At 58.0% G+C, this 18,555-nt stretch carries 17 protein-coding genes; 10 read left to right on the top strand and 7 right to left on the bottom strand.

The window, feature by feature from the left end; translation table 11 throughout:
- Positions 1–3: 3 nt before the first annotated feature.
- Positions 4–969 (bottom strand): NAD(P)H-dependent flavin oxidoreductase, encoded by a 966-nt coding sequence (locus LG327_RS00215; protein ID WP_404364596.1) that lies wholly within the window; start codon positions 967–969, stop codon positions 4–6.
- A gap of 145 nt (positions 970–1,114) precedes the next feature.
- On the opposite strand from LG327_RS00215, the gene LG327_RS00210 reads away from it, so the two are divergent.
- The 4 genes from LG327_RS00210 (at position 1,115) to LG327_RS00195 (ending at position 5,282) form a co-directional block, all read left to right on the top strand.
- Positions 1,115–1,846, top strand: a complete 732-nt coding sequence (locus LG327_RS00210; protein WP_404364594.1) for a DsbA family protein — start codon at positions 1,115–1,117, stop codon at positions 1,844–1,846.
- A gap of 120 nt (positions 1,847–1,966) precedes the next feature.
- Positions 1,967–3,343 (top strand): DEAD/DEAH box helicase, encoded by a 1,377-nt coding sequence (locus LG327_RS00205; protein WP_404364592.1) that lies wholly within the window; start codon positions 1,967–1,969, stop codon positions 3,341–3,343.
- A 22-nt stretch (positions 3,344–3,365) separates the two neighbouring features.
- Positions 3,366–4,196, top strand: a complete 831-nt coding sequence (locus LG327_RS00200; protein WP_404364590.1) for a S1 RNA-binding domain-containing protein — start codon at positions 3,366–3,368, stop codon at positions 4,194–4,196.
- A gap of 75 nt (positions 4,197–4,271) precedes the next feature.
- Positions 4,272–5,282: a rhodanese-related sulfurtransferase gene (locus LG327_RS00195; protein ID WP_404364588.1), complete on the top strand. Its 1,011-nt coding sequence runs from the start codon at positions 4,272–4,274 to the stop codon at positions 5,280–5,282.
- A gap of 4 nt (positions 5,283–5,286) precedes the next feature.
- On the opposite strand, the gene LG327_RS00190 is transcribed toward LG327_RS00195, so the two are convergent.
- The 5 genes from LG327_RS00190 to LG327_RS00170 all read right to left on the bottom strand — a co-directional run bounded on the left by LG327_RS00190 (position 5,287) and on the right by LG327_RS00170 (position 11,338).
- On the bottom strand, positions 5,287–7,500 hold the full coding sequence (locus LG327_RS00190; protein ID WP_404364586.1) for a glycosyltransferase: 2,214 nt from the start codon (positions 7,498–7,500) through the stop codon (positions 5,287–5,289).
- Positions 7,497–8,555, bottom strand: a complete 1,059-nt coding sequence (locus tag LG327_RS00185) for a YbhN family protein (protein ID WP_404364585.1) — start codon at positions 8,553–8,555, stop codon at positions 7,497–7,499. The genes LG327_RS00190 and LG327_RS00185 overlap by 4 nt, the downstream gene beginning before the upstream one ends.
- A 72-nt stretch (positions 8,556–8,627) precedes the next feature.
- A complete protein-coding gene (locus LG327_RS00180) occupies positions 8,628–9,638 on the bottom strand; it encodes a DUF6160 family protein (protein ID WP_404364583.1) in 1,011 nt (336 codons plus the stop codon).
- Positions 9,639–9,800: 162 nt separating this feature from the next.
- Positions 9,801–10,523 (bottom strand): substrate-binding periplasmic protein, encoded by a 723-nt coding sequence (locus LG327_RS00175; RefSeq protein ID WP_404364581.1) that lies wholly within the window; start codon positions 10,521–10,523, stop codon positions 9,801–9,803.
- Between the two features lie 137 nt (positions 10,524–10,660).
- The gene (locus LG327_RS00170; protein ID WP_404364580.1) at positions 10,661–11,338 is read right to left on the bottom strand and encodes a GntR family transcriptional regulator; all 678 of its coding nucleotides are present in this window, start codon (positions 11,336–11,338) and stop codon (positions 10,661–10,663) included.
- Between the two features lie 325 nt (positions 11,339–11,663).
- On the opposite strand from LG327_RS00170, the gene LG327_RS00165 reads away from it, so the two are divergent.
- Positions 11,664–12,785: an alkane 1-monooxygenase gene (locus LG327_RS00165; protein ID WP_404369554.1), complete on the top strand. Its 1,122-nt coding sequence runs from the start codon at positions 11,664–11,666 to the stop codon at positions 12,783–12,785.
- A gap of 268 nt (positions 12,786–13,053) precedes the next feature.
- Positions 13,054–13,602 carry a lactoylglutathione lyase gene (gloA, locus tag LG327_RS00160; RefSeq protein WP_404364578.1) on the top strand — a complete coding sequence of 183 codons (549 nt, stop codon included), beginning with the start codon at positions 13,054–13,056 and terminating at the stop codon, positions 13,600–13,602.
- Here the strand turns inward: gloA and LG327_RS00155 are convergent, their stop codons facing one another.
- Positions 13,603–14,532, bottom strand: a complete 930-nt coding sequence (locus LG327_RS00155) for a DMT family transporter (RefSeq protein ID WP_404364576.1) — start codon at positions 14,530–14,532, stop codon at positions 13,603–13,605.
- A 237-nt stretch (positions 14,533–14,769) separates the two neighbouring features.
- On the opposite strand from LG327_RS00155, the gene LG327_RS00150 reads away from it, so the two are divergent.
- From LG327_RS00150 to LG327_RS00135, 4 genes are all read left to right on the top strand, one after another.
- Positions 14,770–16,296 (top strand): COG3014 family protein, encoded by a 1,527-nt coding sequence (locus tag LG327_RS00150; protein WP_404364574.1) that lies wholly within the window; start codon positions 14,770–14,772, stop codon positions 16,294–16,296.
- Entirely contained in the window at positions 16,293–16,688 is a 396-nt protein-coding gene (locus LG327_RS00145) for a YcfL family protein (protein WP_404364572.1), read from the top strand. Before LG327_RS00150 ends, LG327_RS00145 begins: the two co-directional genes overlap by 4 nt.
- Positions 16,689–16,700: 12 nt before the next feature.
- Entirely contained in the window at positions 16,701–17,303 is a 603-nt protein-coding gene (gene lpoB, locus LG327_RS00140; RefSeq protein ID WP_404364570.1) for a penicillin-binding protein activator LpoB, read from the top strand.
- A gap of 129 nt (positions 17,304–17,432) precedes the next feature.
- Positions 17,433–18,545: a hypothetical protein gene (locus LG327_RS00135; protein ID WP_404364568.1), complete on the top strand. Its 1,113-nt coding sequence runs from the start codon at positions 17,433–17,435 to the stop codon at positions 18,543–18,545.
- Positions 18,546–18,555 lie beyond the last annotated feature (10 nt).

Raw genomic sequence — 18,555 nt, 5'->3', positions numbered from 1 at the left:
CCGTCAGAGTCTCTGCAGCCGCTCCCTGGCGGACTGATACTCCTTCTTGAGCCTTGCCACCAGATCGCTGGTGGCAAGCACCGCATCAATGGCACTGACCCCCTGGCCGGCGGACCAGACAGTCTTCCAGGCTTTGGCTTCGTCGGCCACGGGCTTGAGTTTTTCACCGTAATCTATGGCGCCCGCCTGACCCAGCTGGTTCATCGGGTAGCCGGCCGCTTCCAGACTCTGGCGCATGAAGCTCGCCGGGATGCCGGAAACCGCTGGCGTGTGAATGATGTCCCCGGACACAGCCGCGATGACCATGTCCTTGTAGGCCGCCTCGGCCCGGGATTCTTCGGTGTTGATGAACCGTGTGCCCATATAGGCCAGATCGGCCCCCATGGCCTGGGCGGCCAGCAGATCCTGACCATGAGAGAGACCGCCAGCCAGAATGATGGTGCCGTCGAATACCGCCCGGATTTCACTGACCAGCACGAAAGGATTGGTGGTGCCAGCATGGCCCCCGGCGCCCGCCGCCACTGCTATGATTCCATCAACGCCGGCCTCGGCCGCCTTGCGGGCATGCTTCTGGTTGGTGACATCGTGGAACACCAGGCCGCCGTAACTGTGGACCGCTTCCACCACCTCGGTTGCAGCGCCCAGTGAAGTAATCACAATAGGCACCCTGTGCTTCACGCAGAGCTGCAGGTCCGCCTGCCAGCGCGGGTTGGTCTTGTGAACGATCAGATTGACGGCCCAGGGCGCTGCCTGGTCTTTCTGGCCGTCGCCCGGTTCTCCCAGTTCGGCGTTCATCTGTTCAAGCCAGCCCTCAAAGCCCTCGCTGGTGCGCTGGTTGAGCGCTGGAAAGCTGCCAATGATGCCGGCCCGGCAGCAGGCCAGAGCCAGCTCCGGCCCGGAAATCAGAAACATGGGGGCCGCAATCAGTGGCAGTGTCAGGCGATTTTGCAGTGAGGCTGGGACCGGCATGATGGCTCCTGTTACTATGGCTTGCAGATCATTCTGGATGAGCGCAGAGATCAGTATTCCAGCAACCATACCAGACATTTCAGCGCTCTGGACCATCAACGCAGCCGGCGTCACGGCATAAGTCACGGCATAAAAAGGAATTATCATGGGTGAAGCGAAGCGTCGTCAGAAAACCGGAGAACCCGCGCCGGTCAAGGCCAGAAAAAACAGGTCGCCCCAGATCATTGCCACGGTCATCGTTCTGCTGGTGATCGTCGCAGGAATTTACTATGCCACCCTGACGCCTTCTCCCGATTCGGACGGCTTGCCTGCTGCGCCGCCGACAGCAGAGGCGTTTCCCTCAGAGGTTGACCAATATGGCGTTTCCCTGGGCGACCCGGACGCCCCCGTGGTGGTTCGCGAGTTTGCCGACTACCAGTGCCCCGCCTGTGCGCGTTTCTCCTCTGCCGCCGAACGTCTGAAAGAGGAATATGTCGAGACAGGTGAGGTCCGCTTTGTGTTCTTTGATCTGCCACTGCAGCAGCATGAGAACGCCATGCCTGCTGCCCAGGCCGCCCGCTGCGCCGGAGATCAGGATGCCTACTGGCAAATGCACAACAAGCTCTTTGATACCCAGGATAGCTGGAACACAACCGATTCCCCGGTTGAGGTGTTCACCCGCTATTCGGAACAGCTGGGGCTGGATGCCCGCCGTTTCCGCCGCTGCCTGACCACGGATCTGCACAAAGAAGCGGTCGAGCAGAGCCGCCGGGTGGCGATGCAGCTCCGGGTGACAAGCACGCCCACAGTTTTTGTGGACAACATCCCTCTCACCCAGCCTGGCTGGGGCCAGCTGTCGGCCGTTGTCGAGCGGGAGCTGGCAAAAGCGGGTGAGTAGAATTACCGGTGGATAAATAACCATAACCTCACCCTGGTGCACTTAAAACCCGTATAATCGCGCCAATGTTGACCGTCGCCAGTACCAGCGACGGTCTTTTGTTTTCTGTCAGGGTCCCTCATGTCATTCGCTGCACTAGACTTATCCGAACCACTTCTTCAGGCCATCGAAGCCCAGGGTTACAAACAGCCCTCACCCATCCAGCAGCAGGCTATCCCCGGCATACTGGCAGGGCGGGATATGCTGGCGGCCGCCCAGACAGGAACAGGAAAGACCGGCGCCTTCACCCTGCCGCTGTTGCAGCGTCTGGCCGCCGGCACGCCGGCAGGCAGCAACTCTGTTCGGGCCCTGGTGCTGACGCCCACCCGCGAACTGGCCGCCCAGGTGGGCGCAAGCGCGGTGCTTTATGGCCGGGAGCTCAGTCTGCGCACGGAAGTGGTTTATGGCGGTGTGCGCATCAATCCCCAGATGATGAAGCTGCGCAAGGGCGCCGACATTCTGGTTGCGACCCCCGGCCGGTTGCTTGACCTGCACCGCCAGAACGCCGTCCGCTTCGATCAGCTTGAGGCACTGGTGCTGGATGAAGCCGACCGCATGCTGGACCTGGGCTTTCTCGCCGACATCAGCAAGATCCTTGATCTGCTTCCTGCCAGGCGGCAGAACCTGCTGTTCTCTGCGACTCTCTCGGACGAAATACGCACCCTGGCGCGTCAGTTCATGCATGAGCCTGTGGAAGTGGATGTCAGCCCGAAGGTCATTGCTGCCGCCACGGTGCAGCACGGTGTTTTTCCGGTGGACAAGAAACGCAAGGGTGAAATGCTGAGTCACCTCATCCGGACGAAAAGATGGGACCAGGCACTGGTTTTCGTCAAGACCAAAAAGGGCTGTGACCAGTTGGTGAAGCAGCTGCATGCCGATGGCATCCGTTGCACCGCCATTCACGGCGACCGGACCCAGGCCATGCGCAGCAAAGCCCTGGAAGATTTCAAATCCGGCAAGATCGGTATTCTGGTCGCCACGGACGTTGCCGCCCGGGGCCTGGATATCGAAAGCCTGCCGCTGGTGGTGAATGTGGATCTGCCAAGATCCCCCGAAGACTATGTGCACCGGATTGGACGTACCGGCCGTGCCGGCACCAAGGGCAGGGCAGTCTCGCTGGTCAGCCACGATGAAGTGGTGGAACTGCGGGCCATCGAGCGCCTGCTGAAAAAACGTATCACCCGGGATTTCATCAACGGCTTTGAACCCGAGCACAATGTACCTGTCTCACCGGATCCAACGGCGAAACTGAAAAAGGTCAGCAAACCCAAAAAGCCGAAGCGCTCCAAAATAGCGGCGGGTAAAGCGAAATCGGGGAAAAAGCCTGCGGGCAAAAAACCTTCCGATAAAAAGTCCGCAGGAAAAGCTGGCAAGCCGGCATCGGACGTTTCACGAAAGCCCGGCAGGGCACCGCCTCCCCCGCGGGCAAGCAGAATCGACGCCGGGAAATCAGAATGAAAGCACGAGTATTGGAGACATCATGATCCAGGTTGGCCGTTACGAACGCCTGAAAGTTACACGCATTGAAGACATCGGCGCCCGGCTGGATGCTGGTTCCATGGGTGAAGTACTGCTGCCGGCCAGGTATGTTCCGGTCGACTGCAAGCCAGGGGACCGGCTCATGGTCTTTGTCTCCCTTGATTCCGAAGACCGGCCGATCGCCACTACCGAAAAGGCAAAGGCCCAGGTCGGCGAGTGTGCCTGGCTGAAAGTGGTGTCTGTCTCCAACGTGGGTGCTTTCCTGGACTGGGGCCTGTCCAAGGATCTTCTGGTGCCCTTTTCGGAACAGAAGGTGCCTCTTCAGGAGGGCAGATCCTGTCTGGTTTATGTCTACGAGGACAATACCGGGCGCCTGGCTGCAACCACCAGACTCAATCGCTTTATCAGGGATACTGCCCAGGGTCTGAGCGAGCGCCAGGAGGTGGACCTTCTGATCGCCGACAAGACTGACCTCGGGGTCAAAGCCATCGTCAATCACGAGTTCTGGGGCCTGCTGTATCAGGACCAGATGTTCAAGCCGGTTCGCAAGGGCCAGCGCATGCGCGGATACGTCAAGCGCATACGGCCGGATGGCAAAATTGAACTGAGCCTGTATGAAAGCGGTTATGGCAAGGTAAGCGAGTTTGCGGAATCCGTCCTTGATGCCCTGAAAAGGAACGACGGCTTTCTGCCCCTGACGGACAAGAGCCCGCCCGAGGCCATCTACGAAACTTTCAACGTCAGCAAAAGTGTGTTCAAGCAGGCTATTGGCGCCCTGTACAAGAAGCACCTGATCACCATTGAAAAAGAAGGAATCCGCCTCGCGGATTAGTGCCCGGCATTCCAGTTCCGGAATGCCCTGATCAACCATGCTCCGGATTTACGGTCCGGCCCGCAGGAGAAAACCATGAGCAACTCAGTTGTTGTCTGCGCTCTGTACAAGTTCGCAGTCCTCGATGATTTCAAAACCCTCCGCCAGCCCCTGCTTGAACTGATGACAGCCAGTGAGGTGCGTGGCACCCTTTTGCTGGCCCGCGAAGGCATTAACGGCACAATTGCCGGCAGCCGGGAAGGGGTGGATGCCATCAAAGCCTGGCTGGGCCGCGATGAGCGCTTTGACGGGATTGACTACAAGGAATCCCTGGTGGACGTCCAGCCCTTCAAGCGCACCAAGGTGAAACTGAAAAAAGAGATAGTCACCCTGGGCGTCGAAGGCATAGATCCCAAACGGATCGTGGGCACCTACGTCAAGCCTGCCGACTGGAATGCCCTGATTTCCGATCCTGACGTACTGCTAATCGATACCCGCAACCAGTACGAAGTGGAGATCGGCACCTTTCGCAATGCCGTCAATCCGGCTACCGACACCTTCCGGGAATTTCCCGACTATGTGCGCAGCAATCTCGATCCGGCCAGACACCGGAAAGTGGCCATGTTCTGCACCGGCGGCATCCGCTGTGAGAAATCCACTGCCTATCTGAAAGAGCAGGGTTTTGACGAGGTCTATCACCTGCAGGGCGGGATTCTCAAATACCTGGAAGAAGTGCCCGAGGAGCAGAGCCTGTGGCAAGGAGAGTGCTTTGTGTTTGATGACCGGGTGACCGTTAACCACCGGCTTGAGCGGGGCGATTACGACCAGTGCCACGCCTGCCGCCGGCCGATCACCGAAGAAGACAAGACCCGTCCGGAATATGAGAGGGGAGTCAGCTGCCATCAGTGTCTGGATTCTCTCACTCAGGAGCAGAAGGCCCGCTTTGCCGAGCGTGAACGCCAGATGCGGCTTGCCGAAGAACGGGGCGAAGCCCATGTAGGCGGGGAAGCGGCCGCCGCCATTGCCGCCCGCAAGGCAGTCAAGCGTGCCGAGCGGGCTCTTCAGGCCAGAAGGAGCCTTGAAGGAGAACGCCCGAAAGCGGGTTGAGCTTTCAGCTCCTCTCCTTTTCGGCAAGCAGAGTCGCGTAGATGAACTTCATGTCCCGGGCGCACTGCTCAATGGAGTAATCCCGGGCGAACTCCAGGGCGTGGGCTGACAGCTCCTTGCGCAGCGGTTCGTCTTCCAGCAGCGCCTTGACCCGTTCACTCCACTGATCCCGCTTTTCCGGGGTCTTGAAGCCGTTATACCCCTGCCTGACCACATCATCGATCCCACTCGATCTTACAGCTACCACCGGCAGCCCTGCTGCCATCGCTTCCAGGATCACCATGCCCTGGGTTTCCGACTTGGAGGCGAACAGGAACAGGTCCCCGAGGCGATAGTAGGTCACCATCTCGTCAGGCGGTACAGGCCCGGTCAGCATGATGTGGTCCTGAAGATCCAGCGAATCGATGCGGGCCTGGAGCCGGTCCTGTTCGTGGCCACCGCCGATGATCAGAAAGCGGAATGGCTGGCTGGTCTGCCGCCGCAGCATGTCGATGGCGTCGATCATGAAATCGATGTTTTTTTCATTTGAAAGACGGGAAACGCTGATAAATACACATTCGTCACCAATTCCCAGGGATTGGCGAAGCCCCCGTACGGCGTCCTCGCTGACGGCCCGGAACCGGTTGTAGTCAATACCGGTGGGCTGGACAAAAACCGGCGATTTGACGCCGATCATGCGCAGGTATTCTTCACCGGAGTAGGTTGGCACGATCACCCCGTCGCATTTGTTGGCAAAATGCTTGATGAGGGCATGGGAGATCAGGTTACGGAACAGCATGCCTGGCAGCGGCACGAAATGGGCATAGTGCTCAAGCCGCGTATGGTAGGTGTAGATGGCCGGCACCTTGAGGCGCCGTGCCATGAACAGCCCGAGTGAGCCGAGCCAGAATGGATGATGCAGATGAATGATGTCTGGCCTGAAGTCCCTCACTTCGCGACGGAGGCGGCTCACAAAAATATTGGCCAGCCGGAACTCCCGCTTCTTGCCCATGGCCAGCAGAGACGGGGCCCGCACCACATCCTGCTCGTCCTTCTCCTGGTCCTGATAGGTGGGAGCGATCACCAGCACCCGGTTTCTGAGTTTCTCCAGACCCCGCCGCAGGCGGTCAATGGAAATGGGAACCCCACCAATGAAAGGCAGATAGTTATTGGTGAACATGGCGACTCGCAGGGGCTCTTCCAGCCAGGGCGTGGGGTCCAGGTCGTAATCGGGGTAATAATCCCGGCTGGTGAATACCAGGTTATAGAGTTTGATGCCAATGACCGTAAGCACGCTGACCAGCAGAATGAAGTTCAGATAGCCCACATAGAACAGCGAATACACAAAGAACCAGAGGCCCTCAAGGCGCTCAAGAACCGGATTCTGATTGCTGTTGAACCTCACCACTTCCGTGCTGAGCGCTTCTGGAGAGACGGAAACCCTCACGTAGTGATAGAAACTGGTATCGGTGTTGAGTACCAGCCCCCCGGCGCCCCCGGTAGTGATGAACAGGGTGTCATTGCGCTCCTGACGAGAGAAAAGGGACAGGTTCGCGGAAAAAACCGCATCAACATTGTGTTCGTTGATCAGCTCCAGCAATCCGGTCCGGAATTCTTCCGGCTGCAGGTAATCATCCCGGTCCTCAAACATCAGCTCCTGCCCGGTGTTGAGAAGGGGGTGACCCGTGAACATGAAGAGGTGCCTGGCGTCGCTCTGTTGCAGCAGATCTTTCAGCCACCTGAGTTGCCATTTCCACGGCGTCTTGCCAGTGCTGTCGAGAAAAATCAGCCGGCTGTTGTCGATCCGGACACTGAAAAAGTGGGGGCCAAAATGTTCGTAGAAGCGGAAGCTGCCGAAATCTTCATATTCATGCTGACCAAAAGTGAGCAGATAGGGCATGTCCAGGTGGCTGAGGGTGCCATAGATGGCCCGGTATTTGTCCTCGCCACCCCCACTGACGGCGTTGCCGGCAGATACCAGAAAATCGATATCCGATTCGTTCAGCCGCGGGATCATTTTGCGCTCGAAGAACCCCACGGAATTGTTGATGTTGCCCACCACAGCAAAGCTGAATGACTCCCTGTCATCAAGTTGCTGATGCAGTTGCTCTACCTGGTCGGTATGCACTGCCTTGAAATCCGTCTGGGAGAAATTCAGATAGATCTTGTAGCCAATCAGCAGGGTTACGATCAGCAGGTTCAGATAGAACAGGGCTTTGAGCGGGTGGCGAAAAGTCATGAGCTGTCCCTGTCGTTGCGAGCCAGCTCCTTCTGGAAGATGATTAGCCCGATAAGCATGCCCAGATAGATGGTTATCAGGCGCCAGGCCACGATGACCAGAATCAGGTGATTCGGGGTAAGTATGTCCCGGAAAAAGGTGCCAAACAGGCCCTCGGAGATCCCGGATGCCCCCGGCGTGGGTGAAAAATACATGATGAAAGTGGTGACCACGAGAAGCCCCACGGACGTCAGATAGTTTACATCATAATCAAGGCTGTGAATCAGCAGGGCCGGGAAGCTGAACAGGCTAAGCAGAAAAACCGCAGTGAACACCACCGACAGAATCACGCTCGACCGCGGGCCCCGCAGATAGTGCCCAAAACTCACCGAGAACCTGAGCATCTCCCGCCTGGCCTTGAACTGCCAGCGACTGTGGCGCTCAGCGCTGATCAGGTGAAGCTTTCTCAGCAGGGCGAGTGCGCGTACCAGCGGCAGGATCAGCCAGCGGGTGCGGAACAGCACGATGGCGAAAAAACCGAGATAGAGAAAGATGATTACCGACAGGGCCACATCAATCTGGTCGAGTATCGGCTGATTCTTCAGGGTTGGCAGAGTCAGCAGAAAAATGGGGGTGAGAGAGAAGATGAAGATTACCGCCAGCACCGTGCGGATGGTGGTGGCAGCCGTGGCCCGGCCAATGGGCACGCCGTGACGTTGTAAATACCAGACCTGCGCTACTCCGCCCCCCGTCGCCATGGGGGTGACGTTTGAGACAAACATGTTGATGAATACCAGTTTCAGCATCACCCTCAGATCCATCCTGTGACCCAGGGCCGACAGTGTATAAAACAGCCGCAGGCCATCAGCCAGAAAGTACACCAGCAGCAGCACAGCAACCGCCAGGAGGGTGCCAGGCTGAACCAGACGCCAGTCAAAGGTGACGGTGCGCCCCGCAAACAGGTCATAAACCACGTAAAGACCCGCGGCAGTGAGCCCTATGAAGAGCACGCTGAAGAGGGTGATCCTGCGCCAGGGGATTCGTGGCTGTTCGTCGATCGGGATCTGGTCTGCCATGGAGAAACCGTCAATGGTTGACGGCGCAGTTTACTTCGTAAACCTGGGTGCCTGTCCAGTCACTGGCCGCAGTCAGTGGCCGTAAACCATGAGCGAGGTATTGGTGATGGCAAAATCCGTGAAATTGACCGAGCCGATGCTGTTGTCCCCCAGACGGAAGACGGGCATGTCGATGTCGGCACGGAACTCTACATCGTGGACGGAAAGGCCCTCAGTGCCACTGATGGCACTGGTGCCGGACGACAGAGAGGCAGATACACTGGCCATGCCAAAGTGTCCGAGTGTATCGGCGCCTCGCCGGTTATGCATCTGAAGGCCGTCAATGCCCACAGCCGCCAGGTTGAAGATCAGTATCACATCTGCCACATCCCAGTTCAGGCTGCCCTGTGAAATTTCAAAATGGGAGTCAATCTGCAGCTCCGAGCGGGACACTTCGTTGCCATTGTCCAGAAAGCGGGTTGCGCCATCGGAGTTTCGTACCACGATATCCGTGGGGCCCAGGTAACCATCAAGGGTGATGTCCGAAAACATCGTAGTGCCGGCAATGCCCTGGGAGTCTTCCAGATAGATGCTGTCCATGCTGAGCCGGAAATCGATTGCTTTCAGGTAACTGTCAAGGCTTGTGGGGTCGCCGCTATCAGTGGGACCCAGATGGATCACCATATCGCCGTCGTTGAATTCTTTACCGAAACTGCCGCCACTCGAGTAGGTCGCCAGAGCGTCTGCAATGTCCGGATTCGAGTTGGGGTCCAGCTGGCCGTTGCTTGCGCGTCGCGCGATCTCGGAAAAACCGAAGTCCAGAACTTCGTTGTCACCCGCGATGTCCAGGGTGAACTTCATGTTATCCATCATGGCGCCGTTCTGGCCGGTAAGCGCAATGTTGTCGATGTTCAGGGAACCGGCGTCCTTCCAGGCAAAACGGGCGAGGCTTACCGAGGTTTCAAGCTCAATGGTCACACCCGAAGTACCGGTGATCTCACTCATGACAGCGTCATCAATGGCCTTTATTTCGGCAGAAGCCGGGCCGGCGAGGCTTACTGTGAGTGACAGAGTGAGGGCGCTGGGCCCTGATAGGCGTATCATCGCGGATCCTTGCGGCCTGTTCGGCTTTTTATTTTGGTATGAGCTGCCAGCCGCAGGGACACCAGACAGTGCAGCTTTACATATAGTTACAGTATGTCTGATAAAAGGGTCAGTCTGTGATGGCGATCACATTGTTTCCCCGCAGAGTTCCAGGAGACGGGATTACTGGTAACGGCCCAGGATCTCGGCCAGTTCGCCGGAGGCTTTCATGCTAGCCAGTTCCCTGTTGAATCGCTCAACAAAAGCGGCATGGCGGGGTGCAAACATGAGAGGGTAGGGCGTTTCGTTGAGCGTGACAGGTTCCACCCGGAACTTGTTCTGCCAGTCACGGGCCTCCAGTAGCCACATCCCCGCCCGGTAATTGGTCACAAGGGCGTCGAATCGTGTGGCGCCAGCGAGGCGTCGGAACATGGTGGCTTCGTCCTGCAGCTCCAGGAGTGTTATGTCACCGGTCTTTATCATCGGTTCAAGAATTGGGTAGTGGTAGCCGTGGTGCGCAATCAGCACTATGCCTTTCAGTTCAGAGGGGGAGGTGATGTTCAGCGGATCTGCCCGGCGGGTAAAGAGCACATCTCTGGCCGTCACTACCGGGTCGGAGAACACAAACTTCTCGGGTTCATCGGTCCACTCCCGGGCACGCATGGTTACATCCAGTTCACCGGCGAGCAGCATGGTTTCCACCCGTTTGGTGGGAATTTCGACTACCTCAAGTTCATGACCAAGCCTGTGCGCCACCTCTGACAGCACATCCCAGAAGATGCCCCGGATCTCTCCGTCGTCCTCCTGGATGGTGTAAGGGGGATAACCATCGGGCGCTATGTTGAACAGGAGCGTCTGTTGCTGCTCGCCATGCAGTGTGCCTGAGGCCGAGGTCAGTATGGCCATGGCTGTGCAGCATAGAATCCGGTGCTGAAAACCTGTTCGCATCCCGTACCTCGGTTGCTGCTCATGTCCAGCCTCAAGCCTGGTTCATCCTGAGCGGTTTGTCGCAGATGGATGGTTTCCGGGGCCGGACCCTGAGGTCAGTTGCTTGGGGCTTCATCGGGCGAAAGGGCCTGAAGAATGAGCTGCTTCTGGTTATTCGCAAAGTCCGTCACCTGTTTCTCCGCTTCATCTGCATCCCGGGCCAGTACGGCCCGTGTCAGACGTGTGAAAAACACGCCCGTCCGGTCCAGGTTCTGACGGTAACGATCAGCGCTGAAGAAATAGGCCCGGCTTACCGCCGGCTTGAAGTTGCTCAGGGCTTCTGAAAGATAGGGATTGTTCACCACTCTGCAGCACTCATCCATCATTTCGAAACTTGCCTGCACCACCGCTGCCACATCCGGGGATCCGGCCTGCATACGGGCTGTGACATTATCCACCCCACGGATCAGCGCGAGCCGGTCTGGTTCCTGCCAGCGCTCACACAGACGCCGCGCCAGCATGATCAGCAGGTGCATGTAAACGTCATAAAGCTCGGCCGCATGGTGGGCATCAAGCATCGTCGCCGCGGCGCCCTTGCGGGGCGTGATCTCAACCAGGTGCCAGCGCTCAAGCGTGTACAGTGCCTCCTTGACGGAAGCGCGACTGACCTTTAGTTCCGCGGCTACTGCGGCCTCATGGATCCGCTCGCCGGGCTGGATAACCCCCCTCATGATCCGGTCGCCAAGATAGTTGGCTATCTGCTCGGCAAGGGTGTTGGGAACCTGAAAATCCATAAATGCTCCCCCTGACTGGCCCAGTAATGCCGGCCATGGCTTTTGCACCACGGCCCGCTGGAATTGATCCGGTCATTTTGCTTGTTTCCTCCCGAGCATACCAGCGCCCCAATCGTCATTTCCGCGAACCTGCCTGCCGCTCCCCGGTGACAGCCGCATCTTCCCGGCTGCGCCACAAAAACGGATTTCTCCTTGACCTTTGTCAGATTGTAGGACAATACTTCAATTAGCGGGCGACTGAAGTCAACAGAGTCTGGTGAAGCGACCTGGTCTGAACCGCCTGAACCTGACAAGCGAGAGGAGAGAAGCCGTGACCACTGACAACATGACCCTTACCCGGGACCCGGCACGCCGCCGACTGCTCCTGAAACTGAAAAAATACAGCTACCTGATCGCCATGCTTCCTTTGGCGCTGCCATTCCTTCTGCTAAAGGCGGGGGAGGCAACGGGCTGGGTCAACCTCTTTGCCTGGGGCGTCCCGGTGGTCGTCTTCGGCATCATCCCTCTGCTGGACTGGATCTTCGGCCAGGATGCCCTCAATCCGGACGAGCAGGCAGATGTGCCTCACATGAACAGTGAACGCTTCTACCAGGTCATGACCCTGGGCTGGGTCGTCGCCTTCGCCGCGCTGCTGGTATGGAGCCTGCAGGTTCTCGCTTCTGGTGTTTTCAGCATCCCCGGCGCTGTCGGCTGGGTCTTCTCGGTTGGCATCGTCGGCGGCCTGGGAATCAACGTGGCCCATGAACTGATTCACAAAGACAGCAAGCTGGAAACCCGGGCGGGTGGCCTTCTGCTCTCGCTTGTCTGCTACGGCGGATTCAAGGTTGAACACCTGCGTGGCCACCATGTGCACGTCTCCACCCCTGAAGATGCATCGTCAAGCAGGTACAACCAGTCCCTTTATGAATTCCTGCCCCAGGCCTACACCCGTAACTTCATGAACGCCTGGTGCCTGGAGGCGGAAAAACTCAAGCGCAAGGGCCACTCGCCCCTCAGCTGGCGCAACGAACTCATCTGGTGGTACGGCATCTCCGCTCTGGCTCTCATCGCCTGCACCATCGCTTATGGCTGGCTTGGTGCCGCCTTCTTCCTGGGCCAGAGCTTCATCGCCTTCTCCCTGCTGGAAGTCGTCAACTATCTGGAGCACTACGGCCTTCATCGCCGCAAACTCGAAAACGGCCGCTATGAGCGCACCGGTCCGGAGCACAGCTGGAATTCCAACTACTTCCTCACCAACGTCTTCCTGTTCCACCTGCAGCGCCACAGCGACCACCATGCCTTCGCCAAACGCCGCTACCAGGTGTTGCGTCACCACGAGGTCGCCCCTCAGCTCCCGGCCGGTTATGCCGCGATGATCGTCCTGGCCCTGGTGCCACCGCTCTGGAAAAAGGTCATGAATCCCAGGGTGGAGGCCTACTACAAAGGCGAGGAGCACCAGCTGGCCTGAGCCCGAAAAAATCAAGCGGCTCTGATTAATAAGCAGACCGGCAGAGAGTACGCAGGGGCTGGTCCGGAGGTCTTCCCCCCGGACCGTGTGTTGCCAGGGATGGCAACACTGAGCCCCCAGGGATGGGTTCACGGCGTGTCCGGGGGGAAGACCTCCGGGCCAGCCCGAACTCCAGAACTCCTATCCCAGACGGGACACTAGTCCCCTTGAAATACCATCCCCCCACAAGCATGGTGAGGGCATCAGAATCAGCAACAGGGGAAACACCATGCAGCGCCACTTTGAAGAAGCCCCGGGCCTTTACGACGAAAGCGTCCCCGAAACCGAAGGCTACGTTTTCAACCAGACCATGATGCGCATCAAAGACCCCGAAAAGAGCCTCGACTTCTACACCAGAATCCTCGGCATGCGTCTCGTCCGGAAACTCGACTTCCCCGAAATGAAATTTACTCTGTACTTCCTGACCTACCTTGATGACCGCCAGGCGGCTAGCGTCCCCAGTGACGAGGGCCACCGCACCACCTTCATCTTCGGCCGCGAAGCCATGCTGGAGCTCACCCACAACTGGGGCACCGAAAAAGACCCCGACTTCAGCTACCATAACGGCAACGACGAACCCCAGGGCTTTGGCCATATCGGCATCGCCGTACCCGACGTCTATCAGGCCGCCCAACGGCTGGAAAGCCTGGGAGTGGAGTTCGTCAAACGCCCGGACGACGGGAAAATGAAGGGGTTGGCCTTCATCAAGGACCCCGACGGCTACTGGATCGAAATCCTTCAGCCGGACATGTTCGAAAGGCAGCGCAAAGACGCCTGATCAGGCTTTGGCGCTGCGGGAAGCCACGATCACCGCCAGGGTCAGAATGACTGCCCCGGCGATGCCCGCGGCACCCAGCGCCTCCCCAAGCAGCGCCCAGGCCATGGCCGCAACGAATAGTGGCTCCAGGGTCACGATAATGCTGGATGTAGTGGCCGGCGTTGTTTTCATGCCAGCAAAGAAACAGAGATAACCAAGGCAGGTGGGTACCAGCCCGATATACACAGCCAACAGCCACTGCCAGGGCTCCAGGCTTGCCAGGTCGTCAAAACCGCCGCCAAGAGCCACGATTGGCAGAAGCACCAGTGCCCCCGTGAAAAAGCACACAAAAGCCGTGGTGAATACCGGTGCTCCCGCCGCCGCATGCCGGCTGGTCAGGGTAAAGCCGGCGTACACCAGAGCCGCCATCAGCGCCATGACAATGCCCCCCACCCGGACCTGCCCGGTGGTCTCGATATCCCCCGCCACCAGCAGCACCGTGCCGCCGATGGCCACTGCCAGTGCCAGCCAGGTCACGAGGCCGGGGCGTTCGCCAAGTAGGGGAGCCGCCAGAAGAGCCACCAGTACCGGTGAAACACAGAGCGCGATCAGAGTGGCAATGCCTGCCCCCGTGAGTTCCACCGCCACCAGGTAGGTGCCCTGATAGCCTGCCTGGAAAACCCCGAGAGCCGCCAGGGCAATCAGTATCTTCCCGGTAAGGCGAACCCGGCTGGTTGCAGGCAGGCGCCGGCGCTCCCACATCATCAGAACAAAGAAACAGGGAAACGCGATCGATAGCCGGATAAGGCCCAGAGTCAGGGGCTGCAGGGAGGAGCTGTTGAACAGGAACTTGGCCGCAATACTGGTGGTCGCCCAGAGGGCGGCGGCGAGGGCAATCAGCAGCGCGCCGCGGATAAAGTCTGCCCTGTTATATATCACTGAAGCAGACATGGGCACCTGAAAGCTGCTGAAGAAAATTGTGCTTGGCCGCCGACAGTTCTGCGGCGAAACATTACAATAGCGTATTTGGTTAAGCGTTACATTGTGATCGATTTGCGGTTAACGTTTCCACTGAAGCCGAATTACATCAACGGGCTCCGGACACCCGGGGAACTGAATGTTCCGCTCTCCTGTCAGTCACTTCCGTGGCGGGCAGTTCATGCCAAAAAGCCGAAACTGATAATGGACATGAAGTTGGTATCACGTTTTTCCCTTATTCTGGTGTCTGTGCTCATTGTTTCCGGCTGCTCTTCCTTTCAGCATCGTGACCAGATGGCCTCATTCAACGCCGCCTACGGTCTGGGCAATTACGACTCCGCGCTGGAAACCGTGACCTTTGAAACCTCGGACAGCAGACCCGTCAACCCGGAGGAACGTCTGCTGGAACTGCTGCACCAGGGGGAAATTTACCGCCTCCAGGGTCGCAATGAGCAGTCTGTGCAATCCTACGACCTGGCGGAAGCCGGCATGAAATATCTGGATACCGGAAGCCTCGTACAGGAAGCCGGGGAAGGCTTTATGGCACTGATGGTCAACGATTCCCAGCGTAACTACCGGGCTTTGATGTCAGAAGCCGTACTGGTGAACACCTACAAGGGACTGGCCTTTCTTGCCGCCGGGAACAGCGACTATGCCCGTATTGAATTCAACCGGGCCAACGACAGAACCCGCCGGGCGGTGGACTATTTCAGCGCGGAAATCGCAGCCCAGCAGGCTGCCCTTGCAGGGGAAGCGGCAAAGGGCGGGAAAAATCGCGCCTCCATGGTCCAAAAGAGCCTGCGCAGTGACGAGCTCCAGGAGACAGTGTCCCGCAACTACACTTCCAGCTGGTCTGTCTTTCCGGAATTCATCGTCCCCGTCAGCAGCTACCTTCACGGACTCTATTTTCTTGCCAATGCCCTTGATGGGTCCGATCTGGAGCGGACCGCGACCTCCCTGAAGCGGGTCGCCGAAATGCAGAGTGACAGCGCTGTGCTGGCCGCAGACGCCGAGCTCGCGGTGGCCCTGGCATCCGGCGATCTCAGCCGTGCGGACCTGGCTCCCCAGGTGTGGGTTATTTATGAGAACGGCCTCGGTCCGGTGCTGGAGGAAAGCCGCATCGACGTTCCCCTGTTCCTGTTTACCGATGGGCGCGGGCCCCTGTATTTCTCGATAGCTCTGCCCAGCTATGCCCCCCGGCCGGCAGTACCAGGCAACCTTCTGGTGCTGGGTGACAAGGGCACCGCGGTTGAAACAGAACGAATCTCAGACATGGGCACAGTCATCAACACCGAGGTGAAAGAACGGCTTTCCGGCGTGATTGCCCGGGCAGTCACCTCTGCTACCATAAAAGCGGTCATTCAGAATGAAGCCGCCGAGCAATTCGGCGCGCTGGGCCAGATTGGCGCGGCCATCTTCAGCATCGCCACCACCCAGGCGGATCTCCGTGGCTGGCAGGCCCTGCCCAATCACTGGCAGGCTGTCCGGATGGACCGTCCGGACAGCGGCACCCTGACTCTGGCCCAGAGCAGCGGCAGTGTTTCCGGAACCATCCAGGTGCCGGACCAGCCCTTCACCCTGGTCTACGTGAAGCGCCCCACCGTACTGGCACCTGCCACAGTAATAACCATGGATTTACAGGGGCGGCGGCCGGCAAGCCTGACGCAGATCCCCCGCTCCACCGGACCAGCGGCTGCTTCCGCGCCGCTTCATCATCAGAAGGAAAATGAACCATGATGTCCGCCAGACTTACGATCCTGTTTCTTCTCACGCTCGCACTGATCGCCTGCGCCCAGACCCCTCCAGCAGACAGCCCGCAGGAGCGGGAGCAGCTCCAGGTGGACCCGGAGGTCCAGTTCAGCATGCGGGTAACGGAGCTGTTCGAAGAGAGACTCCAGCAGGCGAGTGGAGACTCACTCCTGCAGATCCAGTTTGCAGTGAAGGCGAGCTCCGGTGCCAGAATGGCCTGGAAGGTCACCTGGTTTGATGCTGACGGCAGGAAGATTGATAGCGTGGGAGAAAGCTATCGGGAGGCCAGCCTGCTGGCAGGCCAGACCCGTTATTTTACCGCGACAGCTCCACACCCGGATGTTGTCGATTACCAGTTACACCTTCGTGAACCCGGATAAGGCAGGAAAATCATGATCAGAAATACCCTCGCATTAGTGACCCTGCTGGCCTTCCTGGCCGGCTGCTCCAGCCAGCCCCGCTACGTAGACCCGGGCGCGGACGATGGCCCTGTAACCATGACCCTGGATTACCGGGATTTTGAACGGGCCGCCACCGAAGCGGTCGAAGACATGCTGGCAAGCGGTGCCGTGGACAAGCCCGGCGGCGGGCGCTACGTGATGGTGGTCAGCCGCGTGACCAATGACACCATGCAGCGCATAGATACTGATCAGCTCATCAAGAAAATCCGTATCGCTCTGCTGCGTTCCGGCAAGGTCGTCACCACCACCGCAGTGGGCCTGGATGGCGCCGAGGACGAAATGAGCCAGCGCGCACGGGAGCTTCGGGAGTCCGAAGAGTTCGACCAGTCCACCGTGCAGGAAAAGGGCACCCTGCAGGCCCCGGAGCTGAGCCTGTCCGGCAAGATTCTCCAGCGCAACCACAAGGTAGGCAAAGACCAGCAGGTGGAATATTTCTTCCAGCTGTCACTGACCGACCTGCGCTCCGGCCTGGCCATATGGGAAGGGGAAACCCCGATCATCAAACGCGGGCCGAACAGCTCGGTTTCCTGGTAAGCAGGGCTGTTTTCGCGCGGGGACTGAGAGGTGACCCATGTCCCATTGGTTCTCTAAAGCGCTTGTTTTTGCTGAGGGATGAATCTACCATCCTTTTCCCTGATGATATCTGGCAGGATCGGACGCCGGATGGAAATGAATGGACTCACGAAAATTTTTATCAAGAAGGATCTTGATCAAATGGACCTTGCAGGAAAAAGCCCCAGTTATACGCAGAATTTTGATACCCTGCTTTACCGCGTCAGACCCGCCGATACTCTCATTAAGACTCTCAAGCGCTACCATCCGTTCTTGAAACAAAATGAACTGTCTGAGCTTATCGCCCAGGTTCTCAAAGACAATCCCGCTATTCAGAATCCGGATCATATCTGGCCAGACCAGCTGATCAGGCTCAGAATTCCCCAGAACTATTGTGGCGCGCCCAGCCCCTTTAACGACCTGTTTACTGTTCGTACGGATAGTCAACGGTGGGTAACTTCACTGGAGCAGGACTGGAGCTCGTCGACTCCGCAGGAGCGAAGTTTCATGTCCATGTTGATGCCGGTGATGATCGCTGCCGGAAGCACTAAAGCAACAATGCTGCAAACTACATTTCAGACAAACACGCCGCTCCTGGTTGAAATGATAGAAAATTATGAGTCTTACAAGATTAAGGGAAAGACCAAAGGACAATATGATTATCGACGTGCGCAACTCGTGGACAAGTTCACCAGGAAGCTGGGGCCAACAAACCTCATCCTTAATGGGACAGCGCCACCAACAGAAGTTTTGCGCATTTCGCGGGTTAAAGGAACGACCCCGGTTCATTCAATTGAGAGTCAGATAAGCCGCATGAAGGGGGTCTCATCTCTTGCTAAGTCGGGTGGGGTAGCGCTGTCCCTTGTAGGGCTGGGAATGGCGTGTGGTCAAATTGGTGCAGCAAAAACCCGTCACGAAAAGAATGAAATTCTTCTGGAATCAGGCAGCAGCCTGATCGCCGGTGTGACATATGGTATTGGGGCCTCTGTAGCTGTTGCTTTGTTCGCAACACCGGTCGGATGGGTTGCAGGCCTGATCATAGGCGCAGGCAGCGTGGCTGCAGGCTATTTTGCTGGTTCTGGCGCAAAAGCTCTCTACAACGCAAGCGGTGACAAAATTGATTTTGTGAAAAACCTGAATGTTGATTTCGTTTGCAGGCCGAGCTCTGTATCACCCAGGAATGTTAATCGGATTCTCTCAAGCAATGCATTGTCAGCTTTCTAGGTATCCTTAT

The organism is Marinobacter sp. (genome assembly GCF_044799475.1).
Lineage (GTDB): Bacteria > Pseudomonadota > Gammaproteobacteria > Pseudomonadales > Oleiphilaceae > Marinobacter.
Note: the sequence above shows the minus strand (reverse complement) of the source record. Positions and strands in the feature narration are given on the sequence as shown.

What these genes read in the sequence shown, in the direction of transcription:
- LG327_RS00145 (WP_404364572.1), top strand. Translation starts at nt 16,293, where the DNA reads ATGATGTCCGCCAGACTTACGATCCTGTTTCTTCTCACGCTCGCACTG.
- LG327_RS00185 (WP_404364585.1), bottom strand. Translation starts at nt 8,555, where the DNA reads ATGGCAGACCAGATCCCGATCGACGAACAGCCACGAATCCCCTGGCGC.
- LG327_RS00200 (WP_404364590.1), top strand. Translation starts at nt 3,366, where the DNA reads ATGATCCAGGTTGGCCGTTACGAACGCCTGAAAGTTACACGCATTGAA.
- LG327_RS00175 (WP_404364581.1), bottom strand. Translation starts at nt 10,523, where the DNA reads ATGGCCATACTGACCTCGGCCTCAGGCACACTGCATGGCGAGCAGCAA.
- LG327_RS00180 (WP_404364583.1), bottom strand. Translation starts at nt 9,638, where the DNA reads ATGATACGCCTATCAGGGCCCAGCGCCCTCACTCTGTCACTCACAGTA.
- LG327_RS00215 (WP_404364596.1), bottom strand. Translation starts at nt 969, where the DNA reads ATGCCGGTCCCAGCCTCACTGCAAAATCGCCTGACACTGCCACTGATT.
- lpoB (WP_404364570.1), top strand. Translation starts at nt 16,701, where the DNA reads ATGATCAGAAATACCCTCGCATTAGTGACCCTGCTGGCCTTCCTGGCC.
- LG327_RS00150 (WP_404364574.1), top strand. Translation starts at nt 14,770, where the DNA reads ATGAAGTTGGTATCACGTTTTTCCCTTATTCTGGTGTCTGTGCTCATT.
- LG327_RS00195 (WP_404364588.1), top strand. Translation starts at nt 4,272, where the DNA reads ATGAGCAACTCAGTTGTTGTCTGCGCTCTGTACAAGTTCGCAGTCCTC.
- LG327_RS00170 (WP_404364580.1), bottom strand. Translation starts at nt 11,338, where the DNA reads ATGGATTTTCAGGTTCCCAACACCCTTGCCGAGCAGATAGCCAACTAT.
- LG327_RS00135 (WP_404364568.1), top strand. Translation starts at nt 17,433, where the DNA reads ATGGAAATGAATGGACTCACGAAAATTTTTATCAAGAAGGATCTTGAT.
- gloA (WP_404364578.1), top strand. Translation starts at nt 13,054, where the DNA reads ATGCAGCGCCACTTTGAAGAAGCCCCGGGCCTTTACGACGAAAGCGTC.
- LG327_RS00205 (WP_404364592.1), top strand. Translation starts at nt 1,967, where the DNA reads ATGTCATTCGCTGCACTAGACTTATCCGAACCACTTCTTCAGGCCATC.
- LG327_RS00190 (WP_404364586.1), bottom strand. Translation starts at nt 7,500, where the DNA reads ATGACTTTTCGCCACCCGCTCAAAGCCCTGTTCTATCTGAACCTGCTG.
- LG327_RS00155 (WP_404364576.1), bottom strand. Translation starts at nt 14,532, where the DNA reads ATGTCTGCTTCAGTGATATATAACAGGGCAGACTTTATCCGCGGCGCG.
- LG327_RS00210 (WP_404364594.1), top strand. Translation starts at nt 1,115, where the DNA reads ATGGGTGAAGCGAAGCGTCGTCAGAAAACCGGAGAACCCGCGCCGGTC.
- LG327_RS00165 (WP_404369554.1), top strand. Translation starts at nt 11,664, where the DNA reads ATGACCCTTACCCGGGACCCGGCACGCCGCCGACTGCTCCTGAAACTG.